This is a genomic window from Alicycliphilus sp. T452, assembly GCF_054512775.1.
On sequence record NZ_JBTNEH010000004.1, the window covers coordinates 1 to 14,642 of the forward strand.

The window sequence follows — 14,642 nt, forward strand, 5'->3', positions numbered from 1 at the left end:
CAGCTTTGCCTGGCTGGAGAAGAACCGCAGGCTGTGGAAGAACTGCGAGCGCCTGCTCAACACCAGCCTGCAGTTCATCCACTTGGCGTTCTTGGCGTTGCTACTCAGGAGATCGTAAACAGGTTCTCAGGGCGCGCAGCTGCCGGTGGGCGGCGCTGTCCGCATCCGCGGGGCGCTGTTCCCGCGCCTGCAGGTAGCGTTCGCTGAACAGGTCGAGCCAGGCCTGCAGCAGCGCGCCCGCGCGCGCGTCGCCGGCCAGCGCCAAGCACTGGGCCGCGACCTCGGAGGTGCAGAAATGGTCGTCCCGCGTGGAGCGGCGCAGCCGGTAGCGCGAGGCCGCGTCGCCATGCAGGCTCAGCACCGGCAGGCGCTCCAGGTAGGGGCTCTTGCGGAACATCTTGCGCGCCTCGGGCCAGGTGGCGTCCAGCAGCACGAACAGCGGGCGGCGGCCTGCCGCCGGCGCGCCGCCCTCCCCCGCCGCCGCCTGCGGCGCCAGCGTGTGCACCACGCGCGCGGGATCGACGAACTCTCCCGGGAACACCACATAGGGCTGCCACCGGGGATCGGCCAGCAGCGCGAGCAGCGCGGGGGCGGCCTCGGTGCGCGCCCAGCCGAAGGCGAAGGTGTCGGCCACCACGTCGGCGATCAGCCAGCCGGTGTTGCTGGGCTTGAGCGGCTCGATGTCGTGCATCAGCAGGCACACGCCCGCGCGCGTGCCGCACAGCGGGCGCAGCGCGCAGATGCAGTGGCTGGGGACGAGCCTGCAGCCCGGGCAGTGCGCGCGGCGCGAGCCGCCGCGCGCGAGGAAGGGCTTGGCGCTGCGCGCAAGGCGCTCGGCGCGCAGCTGGGAGACGGCGTGGGGCATGGGCGGGAACCGGCGCAAAGCCTGGCATTGTCCCGCACGCGGCCGCGTCAGGGTTACCCCTCAGGGGGCGCGGTAATCGTTTCATTCATTGAAACTTCGAAAGCGGCCTTTGCTCCCGGGTGCAGGCTGCACCTAAATTCCCCCGCACACCGCCGTTTCAAAGAAAGAAACACCCCACATGCCCCCCAGCGCCCGCCCCAAGGCCGTGGTGAACCATTCGCCCGGCAGCAGCACATCCACCGTGGAGCGCGCCATGCGCGTGCTGCGCGTGATGTCCGAGGGCGGCAATGCGCGGCTGACCGACATCGCGGCCGCGGCCGACCTGGACAAGGCCACCGCGCTGCGCCTGCTGGAGGTGATGGTGCGCGACGGCTTCGTGATGCGCAACGCGCGCAGCAAGCAGTTCTCGCTGGGGCCCGAGCTCATGGTGCTGGGCGCCGCCGCGCTGCGGCGCTTCGACCCGCGCCCGCTCGCGCGCCCCAGCCTGCTGCGGCTGGTGGGGCGGTTCGAGGACAGCGTGGTGCTCTCCATACCGAGCGGCGTGGAGTCGCTGTGCATCGACGTGGAAGAGGGCACCTACCCCATCCGCGCCAACTACCTGCGCGTGGGCAGCCGCCGGCCGCTGGGCGCCGGCGCGGGCAGCCTGGCGCTGCTGGCCTGGATGCCCGAGGCCGAGCGCGAGGCGGCGCTGGACATCCTGGCCAGCCAGATGGGCCGCTACCCGCGCATCACGCCCGCGCTGCTGCGCGAGCGCATCGCCGACGCGCGCGAACGCGGCTACGTGGTGCTGCTGGACGTGGTGGTCGAGCGCATGGGCGGCATCGCCGTGCCCATCCTCGACCCCGAGGGCCGCCCCGTGGCGGCGCTGAGCATCGCGGCGCTGAACGAACGCATCCTGACGCGCGAGGCCGCACTGGCCCAGGCGCTGCAGCACGAATCCACCGTCTGCCAGGTGCGCTGGGCCGAGGCGCAGCAGCACCGCGCCGCGCCGCGCACCCCTGCCAAGGAGACTTATCCGTGACCCATTCCCCCACCGCCTGGCTGCGCGGCGCGGGCGGCACGCCCTTCGGCCGCCACGAAGGGCGCGGCCCCATCGACCTGATGGCCGACGCCGCGCGGCAGGCCTTGGCCAGCGCCGCCCTGGCGCGCGGCGACATCGACGGCGTGCTCTGCGGCTACGCCACCACGCTGCCGCACCTGATGCTGTCCACGCTGCTGTGCGAGCGCCTGGGCCTGTCGCCGCGCTACGCGCACGGCATGCAGCTGGGCGGCGCCACGGGCGCGGCCATGCTCATGGCCGCGCGCGAGCTGGTGCGCGCGGGCCGCTGCCGCAACGTGCTGGTGGTGGCGGGCGAGAACCGCCTCACCGGCCAGTCGCGCGACAGCTCCATCCAGACCCTGGCCCAGGTGGGCGACGCCGACTACGAGGTGCCCAACGGCGCCAGCGTGCCCGCGTACTACGCGCTCATGGCGTCGGAATACATGCACCGCACGGGCATCACGCGCGCCGACCTGGCGGAGTTCGCCGTGCTCATGCGCGCCAATGCCGCGCGCCACCCCGGCGCGCACCTGCGCACGCCCATCACCCATGCCGAGGTGCTGGCCTCCAGGCCCATCGCCACGCCGCTCACGCTGCTGGACTGCTGCCCCATCTCGGACGGCGCGATGGCGCTCGTCGTCTCCGCCAGGCCCGGCCCGCATGCGCCCGTGCGCATGGCGGGCGCGGGGCAGGCGCACCGCCACCAGCACCTGACCGCGATGGCCGACGTGATGCGGTGCGGCGCGGGCGAGGCCGCCGCGCAGGCGTTCGCCGAGGCGGGTCTGACCCAAGCCGATGTCGATTACCTGGGCATCTACGACTCGTTCACGATCACGCTGGCGATGCTGCTCGAAGAGACCGGCTTCGCCCCGCGCGCCGGCGCCGCGGCGCGGGCCCGCGCGGGCGACTTCGCGCCCACGGGCGCGCTGCCGCTCAACACGCACGGCGGGCTGCTCTCGTTCGGCCACTGCGGCGTGGCCGGCGGCATGGCGCACGCGGTGGAAGCCTGGCGGCAGATGGCGGCCCAAGCGGGAGAGCGCCAGATCCGCGCGCCGCGCCGCGCCTTCGTGCATGCCGACGGGGGCGTGATGTCCTCGCACGTCAGCCTGATTCTTTCCCGGGAGGACTGACCATGCTTGCCGCCCCCTTCAACGACGGCCTGCGCGCGGGCGTGGTGCGCTACCAGCGCTGCGCCGCCTGCGGCCACGCCCAGACGCTGGCGCGCCACGCCTGCCAGCGCTGCGGCCGCGAAGACCTGCGCTGGCACGACGCCGCGGGCACCGCCACCGTGCGTGCCGCCACGGTGGTGGCGCGCGCGCCGTCCGACGACTTCCGCCCGCTCGCGCCCTACACGCTGGTGATCGTGGAGCTGGACGAAGGCCCGCGCCTCATGGGCCATGCGCTGCCTGGCGTGCAGATCGGCCAGCGCGTGCGCGCCGGGTTCTTCGAGCACCAGGGCCGCGCCCTGCTGCGCTTCACCCCCATCGACTGAAACCGCCACAAGGAGACAAGACATGCACCCCATTCCCCCCCGCCGCCGCTGGATCGGCCTCTCCTGCGCTGCCCTCTGCACCACTTTGTGCGCCGCCCCGCTCGCCTGGGCCGGCGGCTACCCCGACAAGCCCGTGAAGCTGGTCGTGCCCTACCCGCCGGGCGGCCCCACCGACATCGTGGCGCGCGTGATCGCGCAGAAGCTCCAGGAGCAGACGGGCCAGCCCTTCGTGGTGGACAACCGCCCCGGCGCGGGCGCCAACATCGGCGCCGAGGCCGTGGCCCGCAGCGCGCCTGACGGCTACACGCTGGTGGTGGCCACCACGGCGCACGCCATCAACCCCTCGCTGTTCTCCAGGCTCAGCTACTCGGTCACCAAGGACTTCGCGCCCGTCTCGCAGCTCACCAGCGGCCCGCTGGTCATCGTGACCAGCCCCGCCACGCCCGCGAACAACGTGCAGGAGCTGATCGCGCTGGCCAGGTCCAAGCAGGGCGGGCTCAACTACGCCTCGTCGGGCAACGGCCAGTCCACGCACCTGTCGGCCGAGCTGTTCAGCGCCATGGCCGGCGTGAAGATGGCCCACGTGCCCTACAAGGGCAGCGCGCCCGCGCTGACCGACGTGATGGGCGGCCAGGCCGACCTGATGTTCGACACCATGCTCTCGTCCATGCCGCACGTGAAGGCCGGCAAGCTCAAGGCGCTGGCCGTCACCAGCAGCCAGCGCTCGCCCAGCGCGCCCGACATTCCCACCGTCGCCGAATCGGGGCTGCCCGGCTACGAGGCCATCGCCTGGAACGGCCTGCTGGCCCCGGCCGGCACGCCGCCCGAGGTGGTGAACCGCCTGAGCGCCGAGCTGAAAAAGGTGCTGGAGAACCCCGAAGTGAAGCAGCGCTTCGAGGCCCAGGGCTTCTCCGCCGCGTGGAACACCCCCGCCGCCTACGGCAAGTTCCTGCAGGCCGAGGTGGATAAGTGGGGCAAGGTGGTCAAGACCTCTGGCGCAAAAATTGACTAACCCCCTGAGGCGCTTCGCGCCTTCCCCCTGGAAGGGGGACGCCGCCAGTGCGGCGGGGCGGCCCTTGCACGGCGGCCCTCGCCCGGGTTGCGCCGGTTTCACGGGTTGCGCGCCATGGCTCTTCGACAACTGAGATACACGTAACTGCAATGCAAGACCTGCTCGCCTCCGCCCTCGCCCCGCGCTCGGTCGCCGTCATCGGTGCGTCCGAGAACATCCACAAGATCGGCGGCCGGCCCATCCACTACATGCAGCGCCACGGCTTCCAGGGCGCCATCTATCCGATCAACCCGGCGCGCGAGGAGATCCAGGGCCACAGGAGCTATGCATCCCTGGCCGCGCTGCCCGAGGCGCCCGACCTCGCCGTGATCGCCCTGGGCGGCGACAAGACCGTGGCCGCCGTGGAGGAATGCGCCGCGCGCGGCGTGAAGGGCGCCGTGGTCATCGCCTCGGGCTTCGGCGAGACAGGCCCCGCCGGGCGCGAGCTGCAGGACCACATGGTGGCCAAGGCGCGCGCCGCGGGCATGCGCCTGTACGGCCCCAACACGCAGGGCCTGGCCAACTTCGGCACGGGCGCCATCGCGGGCTTTTCCACCATGTTCATCGAGGTGCCGCCCATGGACGGCCCCGTGGGCATCGTGAGCCAGAGCGGCGGCATGAGCTCCGTGGCCTACGGCCTGCTGCGCGGGCGCGGCCTGGGCGTGCGCCACGTGCACGCCACGGGCAACGAGGCCGACGTGACCGTGGCCGAGATGGCCTGGGCCGTCGCCCACGACCCCGGCGTGAAGCTGCTGCTGCTCTACCTGGAGAACATCGCCCGGCCCGACATGCTGGCCGCCGCCGCCGCCTACGCGCGCGAGCGCGATCTGCCCATCGTGGCCGTGAAGGCCGGGCGCACGGTGGGCGGGCAGAAGGCCGCGTCGTCGCACACCGGCGCGCTGGCCAACGAGGACCGCGCGGTGGACGCCTTCCTCAAGCACCACGGCATCTGGCGCGTGCGCGACCCGCACGAACAGGCGCGCGCCGCGCACGCCTACCTCAAGGGCTGGCGACCCGAGGGGCGGCGGCTGGTGGTCATCAGCAACTCCGGCGCGAGCTGCGTGATGGGCGCCGACGCCGCCGACGACGCGGGCCTGACGCTGGCGCCGCTGAGCGAAGCCACGCAGACCGCCGTGGCCTCCAAGCTGCCCGGCTTCGCCACCGCCAGCAACCCGATCGACGTCACCGCCGCGCTGCTGTCCAACAGCGGCCTGTTCGGCGACGTGCTGCCCGCCGTGGCGCAGGACCCGGCCGCCGACCTGTTCTTCCTGAACATCCCCGTGGCCGGCGCGGGCTACGACGTGGACCGCTTCGCGCGCGACGCTGCCGCGTTCGAGGCCGCCGCCGGCAAACCCGTGGCCGTGGCCGCGTGGCAGGAAAGCGTGGCCGCGCCCTTCCGCGCCCACGGCATCGCCACCTTCCCCAACGAGAGCGAGGCCATCGCCGTGCTGGCCCAGGTGGCGGGCCACACGGCGCTGATGCGCGCGCCGCGCACCGCGTGGCCCGATCTGCCCGACGTGCAGATGCCCGCCGGCGCGCAGGGCTTCCTCAACGAAGTGGACAGCCTGGACCTGCTGGCGCGCCACGGCGTGCCCACCGTGCCCCTGCGCCTGTGCCGCACGGTGGACGAAACACGCGCCGCGTTCGACGCCATCGGCGCGCCCGCGGTCGTCAAGGCCTGCTCGGCCGACGTGCCGCACAAGTCCGAGCACGGCCTCGTCGCCTTGAACGTGCAGACGCGCGAGCAGGCCGCCGCGCTGTTCGAGCGCTTCTGGACGAAACTGGACGCCATGGGCGCGCGCCGCGACGGCGTGATCGTGGCCGCCACGCGCAAGGCCCGGCGCGAGTTCATGGTGGGCGCGCGCATGGACCCCGTCTTCGGCCCCGTGGTCGTGGTGGGCGACGGCGGCAAGTACGTCGAGGCGCTCAAGGACTGCGCCGTGCTGCTGCCGCCGTTCTCCGAGCAGGACGTGCAGGCCGCGCTGCGCACGCTGCGCATCGCGCCGCTGCTCGGCGGCGTGCGCGGCGAGCCGCCGCTGGACGTGCAGGCCCTCTCGCGCATCGCCGTGGCCGTGGGCCGGGTGATCGCGGGCGCGCGCGGCGCCATCGCGTCGCTGGACCTCAATCCGGTGATGGTGGGCGCCGCGGGCGAAGGCGCCGTGGTGGTGGATGCGCTGGTGGAAATCTCAAAACCATAGCTGCTTGCGCTTGATGGCAAAGGGTTTCAGATAGAAAATGATCTGAGATCCTTACACAACAAGCGTAAGCAGCTCACTTTCTTGAATCAACCCCGCGCCGGAATCTCCAGCCCCCGCTGCACCGCGGGCCGCGCCACGAACGCGGCCAGCACGCGCTGCACGTGGGGAAACGCATCGAAGCCCACCAGCTCGCCCGCGCCGTAGAAGCCCACGAGGTTGCGCACCCAGGGGAACACGGCGATGTCGGCGATGGTGTAGTCGGCGCCCATGATCCAGTCGCGCCCCGCCAGGCGCTGTTCCAGCACGCCCAGCAGGCGCCTGGACTCGGCCACGTAGCGGTCGCGCGGGCGCTTGTCCTCGTAGTCCTTGCCGGCGAACTTGTGGAAGAAGCCGAGCTGGCCGAACATCGGCCCCACGCCGCCCATCTGCCACATGAGCCACTGCAGCGTCTCGTAGCGCGCGGCCGCGTCCTGGGGCAGCAGCTGGCCGGTCTTCTCGGCCAGGTAGACGAGGATGGCGCCCGACTCGAACAGCGCCAGCGGCTGGCCGCCCGGGCCATTCGGGTCGAGGATGGCCGGGATCTTGTTGTTCGGGTTGAGCGAGAGGAACTCGGGCGAGAACTGGTCGTTGGCATCGAAGCTGACCAGATGCGCCTCATAGGGCAGCTGCGTTTCCTCCAGCGCGATCGACACCTTCACGCCGTTGGGCGTGGGCAGGGAGTAAAGCTGCAGCCGGTCGGGGTGCTGCGCAGGCCACTTGGCCGTGATGGGGTGGTTGAGTGCCATGGTCAATCCTTCACGAGGCCGCTGTCGACCACGAGGTTCTGCCCCGTGACGGCGCGCGCCCAGGGCGAGAGGAAGAACAGCACCGCGTCGGCGAACTCGGCCGGCGTGGTCACGCGGCGCAGCGGGGTCAGGCTGGCGATGAGGTCGAACACCGCCTCGGGCGTGGCGCTGCTCGCGTCGGTGGTGCGCAGCAGCCCGCCCGAGACCATGTTCACCGTGATGCCGTCCGGCCCCAGGTCGTTCGCCGCAGTGCGCGTGAGCGACAGCAGCGCCGCCTTGGCCGCCGTGTAGTCGTGGTAGGGCACCACCGGGTTCTGGAACAGGTTGGTGCCCACGTTCACGATGCGCCCGAAGCCCTGCGCGCGCATGCCGGGCAGCGCGGCCTGCATGGTGTTGAGGGCGCCCTTGACCGCTCCCTCGATCTGCTGGCTGAAGCGCTCCCAGGCGATGTCGCCCAGCTTGGGGCGCGCGTCGCCGTCGAACGAGAACTGCGCCAGCGCGTTGTTCACCACCGCGCTGATGCCGGCGCCCGTGCGCTCGCGCGCGGCGGCGAAGAGGCGCTGCACGGCGGCCGCATCCGTCACGTCGGCCTGCAGCGCGATGGCGCGCGGGCCCAGTTCCTCGGCCAGCGCCAGCGCGGCCGCTTCGCTGCGGTGGTAGTTGATGACGACCCCGGCGCCCTCGCGCGCCAGGGCGCGCGTGATGGCCTGGCCCAGCCCCCGGGCGCCGCCCGTGACCAGCACCCATTGTTCGGACAGAAGCATGCGTGTGGATCCTTGCGCGATGCGCCGTCAGGCCGGCTTGGCTTCCTTGGGCGGGCGGTGCAGCAGGCACAGCTTGTTGCCCGCCGGATCGCGCAGGTAGGCCAGATACAGCGGCCCGCCCGACGCGCCCGCACGCCAGCCCGGCGGGTCCTCGCACGTCACGCCACCGGCGGCCAGGCCCGCCGCGTGCGCCGCATCCACCTGCTCGGGCGACTGGGCCGCGAAGCCCGTGGTGCTGCCATTGCCATGGCAGGCCGGCTCGCCGTTGATGGGCGCGGAGATGGCGAAGGTGTTGCCCGCGTGGCGCCAGAAGGTGCGGTTCTTCGGGTCGGTGAAGCCGGGCTTGCAGCCCAGGGCGCCGAGGAAGGCGTCGTAGAACTGCTTGGATTTGTCGATGTTGCTGGCTCCCAGCATGACGTGGCTGAACATGGTCTTTCGGTCTCCTGTAGGGGTTGCTGCCGCCATCGGCATGGCGGGCGCCTGTATCGTAGCGGCCCATCGCGGCCACCGCTGTCACACCCGCTCAATCCCCGCCCCATGGTCATTGTCTCGGCGCACCGCGCGTACGCCAGCTGTGCATTTCATGTCTTCATCAGCCTTGGCCTGGCCACAGCCAGCAAAGCAATCGCCGTCAGCGCCAGCATCGGTAACGAACCCTGATTCAGCATGGACCAGCCCTCGCTGGTCACCAGGGCGCCGGAGGCAAAGGACGTCATCGCCATCGCGGCAAACACGCAGAAGTTGATGACGCCCTGGGCACGGTCCTTTTCCTCGGGGCGATAGTGGTCCATCGCCAGGCTGGTGCTGCCGGTGAAGAGAAAGTTCCACCCGACGCCCAACAGCGTCAGTGCCCAGGCGAAGTGCGCGACCGACTGTCCGGACAGGGCAATACCCACACACAACAGATTGATGGCGACCCCGACGCCCATGATGGTCAGGACGCCGAATCGCTTGATCAAGTGACCGGTAATGAACCCCGGCGCGAACATCCCGACGACATGCCACTGCAGCACGAAGGCGGCGTCGGCAAACTCATAGCCGCACACATCCATCGCGATCGGCGTGGCTGCCATCAGAAGGTTCATCACGCCATAGCTCGACGCCGCGCACAATGCGGCTACCGCGAACCCCGGCTGCGACAGCAACTGCAAAGCCGTACGCGATGGCTGGGTGCCCGCAGCAGAGAGCGTATCGAGTGGTACGGGAAAGTGCACCCTGCTCATGCAGAACATTCCTGCCGCAGCCACTCCCATCAACGCAAGATATGCCCCCAGGAAAGGGACGGGCAGAAAATTCTTGGTGCTGCTGGCCAGCGTGGGCCCCAGCACCGCGCCCAGCAGCCCGCCCGCCAGCACCAGCGATATGGCGCGCTCACGCTGCGATGGCGCAACCAGATCTCCCGCAGCGAAACGATAGAGCTGGCCATTCGCGCTGTAGTAGCCCGCCACCGTGGTGGACAGGCACAGCAGCGCGAATTGCTGCAGGTAGGCGGCGACCGCACAAGACGCAGCCGACAGGAGGGCCACCAGCAAACCCAGCTGGAATGATCTGCCGCGCCCCCAGCGCCTCTGGCTCGCAGCCACCAGCGGCGTGGCCAGGGCTCCCCCGACCACGTAGCCCATCCACGGCAGGGTTGCCATCCATGGTTGCGGGGCGAGGTGCAGGCCCACCAATCCATTGACGGCAATGAAGACCACGTTGTTGGTCAGAAGCAGCCCTTGGCAAAGGGCAAGCCAGGTGATGGAGCGGTTCATGGAAGCCCTGCAACGGCATTGCCGCCTAAATGGAGCGCCCCCCATCGACGGGCATCTCCACGCCCGTGAGGAAGCGGGCTTCCTGGCTGGCCAGGAACACCGCGACATGGGCCACGTCGGTGGGGTCGCACATGCGCCCCAGGGGGATCGTGGAGATGAAGCGCGCACGGTTCTCGTCCGTGTCCGCCACGCCCATGAAGTCCTGCAGCAGCCCCGTCGGCGCCATCACCGGCGATATCAGGTTGACGCGGATACCGTCCGGCGCCAGTTCGACCGCCATCGACTTGGTCATCACCTTCACCGCGCCCTTGGAGCTGTTGTACCAGGTCAGGCCAGGCCGAGGCCGGATCCCGCCCACCGAGCCGACATTCAGAATCACCCCGTCCTTGCGCGGCTTCATCAGCGGCACCACGGCACGGGTCATGTGGTAGATCGATTTCACGTTGACGTTGAACACCCGGTCGAACGTCTCTTCGTCCACGTCCAGCATCGACTGGTTGCGATGGGTGGTACCGGCGTTGTTGACGACGATGTCCGGCGCGCCAAAGCGCTCCACGCATTGCCGGACCATCGCCTGCACCTGGTCGAAGCGGCTGACGTCGCAGCCCACCGCCATGGCGTTCGCGCCCAATTCGCCAGCCACGGCCTGCGCGGCCTCCGGGCGCAAGTCCGCCAGTACCACTTTCGCCTGGGCCGCCACATAGGCGCGCGCGATGGCGGCGCCAAAGCCGCTGCCCGCACCCGTCACGATCGCCACCTTTTGATTCAGTGTGTTCATTGCATGTCTCCTGTCTATTCGTAGTGTTGAACAATGGTCTTGGTGGTGCTCATCTCTTCAAGCGCCAGCAGGCCCTTCTCGCGACCATAGCCGCTCTTCTTGACGCCGCCGAAAGGCAGCTCCACGCCGCCACCGGCGCCATAGCAGTTGATGAAGACCTGCCCGCTGGCAATGCGCCGGGCCATGCGCGACTGGCGGCTGCCGTTCTCGGTCCACACTCCGGCCACCAGGCCATACTCGGTGGCATTGGCGAGGCGTACCGCATCCTCCTCATCGGTAAACGGCATGGCCGAAAGAACCGGGCCAAAGATCTCCTGGCAGGCCAGGCCGTGCGTGCGCGGCACGGGGCCGAACAACGCCGGAGCCACGAAATACCCATTGGGGGACAAGCCTTCCGCCAGCTTGCCCTCGGCCAGCAGCGGCACCCCCTGCTCGATGGCCGACGCGATGAAGGCCCGCACACGGGCATGCTGTTTCGCATTGATCATGGGGCCGCAGTCGAGGTCCATCTCGGGCGTACCCACCCGCAAGGCCGAAAAATGGTGCGCAATGGTCTCCACGAAGCGGTCATAAACACCCTGCTGCACCAGCAGGCGGCTTCCTGCGGAGCAGGTCTGGCCGGCGTTCTGGACGATGGCCCGCACGATGATGGGGGCCGCCTTCGCCAGGTCCGCGTCGTCAAAGACGATTTGCGGCGACTTCCCGCCCAGTTCCAGCACGCAGGGCACATGGTTGCGCGCGGTCGCCTGCTGCACCTGCATGCCCACTTCGGGCGAGCCCGTGAAGGTGGCGAAATGGATGCCCGGGTGCGCAGTCAACGCCGCACCGGCCTCGGCGCCGTAGCCGGTGACGATGTTCAGCGCACCCGGGGGCAATCCGGCCTCCATGGCAAGTTCCGCCAGCTTCAGCGTGGTCAGGCAGGCGTCTTCCGAGGGCTTGACCACCGCTGCATTGCCCATGGCCAGCGCGGGCGCCAGCGTCCGCCCCATCATCTGGGCCGGATAGTTCCACGGAATGATGTGGGCGGTGACGCCATGGGGGATGCGCACCACGCTGACGTTGTAGCCGTTCAAATACGGGATCGTCTGCCCATGCACCTTGTCGGCGGCACCGCCGTAGAACTCGAAGTAGCGGGCGACCGCGGCGGCATCGGCGCGCGCCACCGCCATGGGCTTGCCGGTGTCCCGCGCCTCGAGCTGCGCCAGTTCATCGCCGTGGGCGATGATGAGCTGCGCCAAGCGCTGCAGAATCCGCCCGCGCTCGGTCGCCGTCATGCGGCCCCACGGGCCATCGAGCGCACGCTGCGCCGCTTGCACCGCCCTATCCACGTCATCGGCCCGGCCGCGGGCGATGGTGCAGAACGGCTCTGCGGTGCAGGGATCGATCACGTCGATGGTTTCGCCCGCCGCCGCATCCACCCAGCGGCCTTCAATCAACAACTGCCTATGCATACTGGCTCCTTGGAGGTCGTAGAGTGACCCGCGCCGCGCCCTCCTCTCGCCGACGGCGCGGGGTCCTGCTTCAGCCAGCCGTTGCCACGCCAGCGGGCTCGACTTCCTTCATGAAATTGGGGTCGTTGTAGTGGTACAGGTCATCCAGATAGGGGACGAAGAAATCGTAGAAGGAGCGCGAGTCGTACCTGGCCTTCTCCCCTGGGGCCATGCATTCCGGGATCGGCCCCACATTGGCGTCGTCGTCCGGGTAAAAGAAGAAAGTGAGTGCGTAGCGCTTCATCGGCGGATTGACGACGCGGTGCGGCGTTGCGATGAAATGATCGTTGGACAGGCGATTGAGCACCTGGCCGGTGTTGACGATCAGCGCATCCTTGACGTAGCGCACCTTCAGCCATTCCTTGGCGGGCGTCATCACTTCGAGCCCCGGAACCGGCGTCATGGGCAGCAGCGTCAGGAAGCTGCCATCCGAGTGCGGCGCCAGCGCATACTGGCCTTCCTCCATGTTTTCCTCCGGGTGGTAGTAGGCACAGCGCTGGTAGTACTCGGGCGCCTTGAACATGCTGTCGAAATAGTCGCCCCGCAGGTTGAGCGCACGGGCATAGATGGGCAGCAGGCGCTGCCCCAGCTTCTCCATCGACGTCTGGTACTCGTACAGGGCCTTTTTGAATTCCGGCAAGCTCTCCGGCCATTGGTTCAGCCCGCGGTGGCGCACATTGCCACGCACCTTGGGGTCGTCGGCCGTGCGGTTGCGCATGAACAGCCAAGCGGCATTGGTGTCCTTCTTGGTGTTGAGCGCAATCTTTTCCTGGATCACCTTGGACTGCAGGATGGACGACTTGGGCGGCAGATAGCCCTGGTGGTGGTATCCCACACGGTGCTTCAGCTTCTCCTCCATGGAGATATCGAACAGGCGCGCCGTCTGCTTGAACGATTCATCGATGAGCGCCTGCGGAATGCCGTGGTTGACGATGGCGAAGAAGCCCAGGTTTTCCTGGATGAGGCGAACATCCGCCCCCAGTTGCTCCAATGCCCCGGGGACGCCGGCGAGGTAGGGGCCCACGTCAAGGATGGGCAGTTCCTTGGCCTCGGCGATGGCGATGCGCACGGCCTCGGACGGCTGCGTGGTATTGGGAACGGTATTGCTGGTCGGTGCTGTCATGTCTGTTGTCTCCTGCTAAAAACGTATTCCGAAAAACTGCTGCGGGGGTAAGGATCGGTTCGTCTATGGCAACCCTCCCACCCAGTTCTTGCACTTGGATTCCGCCTTGGAGGCGAATGCCTGGTTGCCTGGAATCACCTGGATTTCCTTGTAATAGTCCCAGGGTCGTTTCGACTCCGAAACGCTTTTGATTTCCATCAGCTTCAGGTCATGCACCATCCGGCCGTCCTCCCGGATATAGCCGTTGGCGGTGTACATGTCGTTGATCTTTTGCTTCTTGAGCTGCGCCATGACCGCATCGGACTTGTCCGTGCCTGCGGCCTTCACGGCGATCAGGTATTGCAATGCCGCCGAATAGCTGGCCGCCTGCATGCTCGTCGGCATCTTTTTCATCTTTTCCTGAAACCGCTGAGCCCACTGCCTGGATTTCTCGTCCGAGTCCCAATACCACGCCTCGGTCAGGTTGATGCCATGGGTCAGCTTGAGCCCCAGCGCATGCACGTCGGTGATGAAAAGCATGAGGCCGGCGATCTTCATCGACTTGGTGATGCCGAATTCGCTGGCGGCCTTGATGGCGTTGATCGTGTCGCCGCCGCCATTGGCCAGCCCGAGCACCTGCGCTCCCGATGCCTTGGCCTGCACCAGGAACGACGAGAAGTCGGACGCCGACAGGGGATGCCGGACACCCCCCAGCACCTGGCCGCCGCCGGCCTTGACGACTTGCGAGGTCTCCCTCTCCAGCGAATCGCCAAAGGCGTAGTCCACCGTCAGGAAGTACCAGGTCTTTCCACCCTGCTTGGTCATCGCGGCGCCGGTGCCGCGCGCCAGCGCCACGGTGTCGTAGAGGTAGTGCACGGTGTAGGGCGAGCACTCCTCGTTGGTCAATTGCGCAGCCACCCCGCCCGTGACCATGACGATCTTCTTCTTTTCGGCAGCGATCTTCGCGATGGCGAGGCTGGTGCCCGAACTCGGGCCGCTGATGACCATGTCCACCCCCTGGGTGTCGAACCATTCGCGCGCCCGGGTCGCCGCGGTATCGGCCTTGGCCGAGTGGTTCGCCGAGACGAGTTCGATCTTCCGGCCCAACACTTCGCCGCCGACATCGGCAATCGCCATCTTCACCGCTTCGGTGATGCCGTTGCCTCCCATGTCGGAATAAAGGCCGGACATGTCCGCCAGCACGCCGATCTTCACCACGTCGCCATCCACCTGCGCGAGCGCACCTCCGCTGGCAGCCAAGGCCGCCGCGGCCATGGCGGCGGCTGCAATGCATTTGCGGCGTGAGATACCCCTCGCAGACGAG

General features: G+C 68.8%; 14 protein-coding genes and 1 pseudogene. 6 read left to right on the forward strand and 9 right to left on the reverse strand.

Going from position 1 to position 14,642, the window contains the following annotated elements; genetic code table 11:
• A pseudogene (locus tag ACX12L_RS04475) lies at window positions 1-118 on the forward strand (IS5/IS1182 family transposase); the annotation flags it as partial.
• On the opposite strand, the gene ACX12L_RS04480 reads toward ACX12L_RS04475, so the two are convergent.
• Entirely contained in the window at window positions 101-865 is a 765-nt protein-coding gene (locus ACX12L_RS04480; RefSeq protein WP_459261494.1) for a tRNA-uridine aminocarboxypropyltransferase, read from the reverse strand. The pseudogene ACX12L_RS04475 and the gene ACX12L_RS04480 overlap by 18 nt on opposite strands.
• Window positions 866-1,043: 178 nt before the next feature.
• Here ACX12L_RS04480 and ACX12L_RS04485 point away from each other — a divergent pair, with 178 nt between their 5' ends.
• The 5 genes from ACX12L_RS04485 to ACX12L_RS04505 all read left to right on the forward strand — a co-directional run bounded on the left by ACX12L_RS04485 (window position 1,044) and on the right by ACX12L_RS04505 (window position 6,645).
• Window positions 1,044-1,886: an IclR family transcriptional regulator gene (locus ACX12L_RS04485; RefSeq protein WP_459261495.1), complete on the forward strand. Its 843-nt coding sequence runs from the start codon at window positions 1,044-1,046 to the stop codon at window positions 1,884-1,886.
• The gene (locus tag ACX12L_RS04490) at window positions 1,883-3,034 is read left to right on the forward strand and encodes a thiolase family protein (RefSeq protein ID WP_459261496.1); all 1,152 of its coding nucleotides are present in this window, start codon (window positions 1,883-1,885) and stop codon (window positions 3,032-3,034) included. The genes ACX12L_RS04485 and ACX12L_RS04490 overlap by 4 nt, the downstream gene beginning before the upstream one ends.
• A gap of 2 nt (window positions 3,035-3,036) precedes the next feature.
• Entirely contained in the window at window positions 3,037-3,396 is a 360-nt protein-coding gene (locus tag ACX12L_RS04495; protein WP_459261497.1) for a Zn-ribbon domain-containing OB-fold protein, read from the forward strand.
• Between the two features lie 22 nt (window positions 3,397-3,418).
• Window positions 3,419-4,408, forward strand: a complete 990-nt coding sequence (locus tag ACX12L_RS04500) for a tripartite tricarboxylate transporter substrate binding protein (protein ID WP_459261498.1) — start codon at window positions 3,419-3,421, stop codon at window positions 4,406-4,408.
• 149 nt (window positions 4,409-4,557) lie between these two features.
• Window positions 4,558-6,645 carry an acetate--CoA ligase family protein gene (locus tag ACX12L_RS04505; protein ID WP_459261499.1) on the forward strand — a complete coding sequence of 696 codons (2,088 nt, stop codon included), beginning with the start codon at window positions 4,558-4,560 and terminating at the stop codon, window positions 6,643-6,645.
• Window positions 6,646-6,731: 86 nt separating this feature from the next.
• Here ACX12L_RS04505 and ACX12L_RS04510 read toward each other — a convergent pair whose 3' ends face one another.
• From ACX12L_RS04510 to ACX12L_RS04545, 8 genes are all read right to left on the reverse strand, one after another.
• Entirely contained in the window at window positions 6,732-7,430 is a 699-nt protein-coding gene (locus ACX12L_RS04510) for a glutathione S-transferase N-terminal domain-containing protein (RefSeq protein ID WP_459261500.1), read from the reverse strand.
• A gap of 2 nt (window positions 7,431-7,432) precedes the next feature.
• Window positions 7,433-8,194, reverse strand: a complete 762-nt coding sequence (locus tag ACX12L_RS04515; RefSeq protein WP_168728129.1) for a 3-oxoacyl-ACP reductase — start codon at window positions 8,192-8,194, stop codon at window positions 7,433-7,435.
• 27 nt (window positions 8,195-8,221) lie between these two features.
• The gene (locus ACX12L_RS04520; RefSeq protein WP_168728130.1) at window positions 8,222-8,623 is read right to left on the reverse strand and encodes a VOC family protein; all 402 of its coding nucleotides are present in this window, start codon (window positions 8,621-8,623) and stop codon (window positions 8,222-8,224) included.
• Window positions 8,624-8,775: 152 nt separating this feature from the next.
• On the reverse strand, window positions 8,776-9,948 hold the full coding sequence (locus tag ACX12L_RS04525) for an MFS transporter (protein ID WP_168728131.1): 1,173 nt from the start codon (window positions 9,946-9,948) through the stop codon (window positions 8,776-8,778).
• Between the two features lie 25 nt (window positions 9,949-9,973).
• Complete coding sequence (locus ACX12L_RS04530) at window positions 9,974-10,726, reverse strand: SDR family oxidoreductase (protein ID WP_459261501.1); 753 nt, start codon at window positions 10,724-10,726, stop codon at window positions 9,974-9,976.
• Between the two features lie 14 nt (window positions 10,727-10,740).
• The gene (locus ACX12L_RS04535; RefSeq protein ID WP_459261502.1) at window positions 10,741-12,177 is read right to left on the reverse strand and encodes an aldehyde dehydrogenase family protein; all 1,437 of its coding nucleotides are present in this window, start codon (window positions 12,175-12,177) and stop codon (window positions 10,741-10,743) included.
• 70 nt (window positions 12,178-12,247) lie between these two features.
• Entirely contained in the window at window positions 12,248-13,339 is a 1,092-nt protein-coding gene (locus ACX12L_RS04540; protein WP_459261503.1) for an isopenicillin N synthase family dioxygenase, read from the reverse strand.
• 63 nt (window positions 13,340-13,402) lie between these two features.
• Window positions 13,403-14,593, reverse strand: a complete 1,191-nt coding sequence (locus ACX12L_RS04545) for an ABC transporter substrate-binding protein (RefSeq protein ID WP_168728135.1) — start codon at window positions 14,591-14,593, stop codon at window positions 13,403-13,405.
• Between the last annotated feature and the right edge of the window lie 49 nt (window positions 14,594-14,642).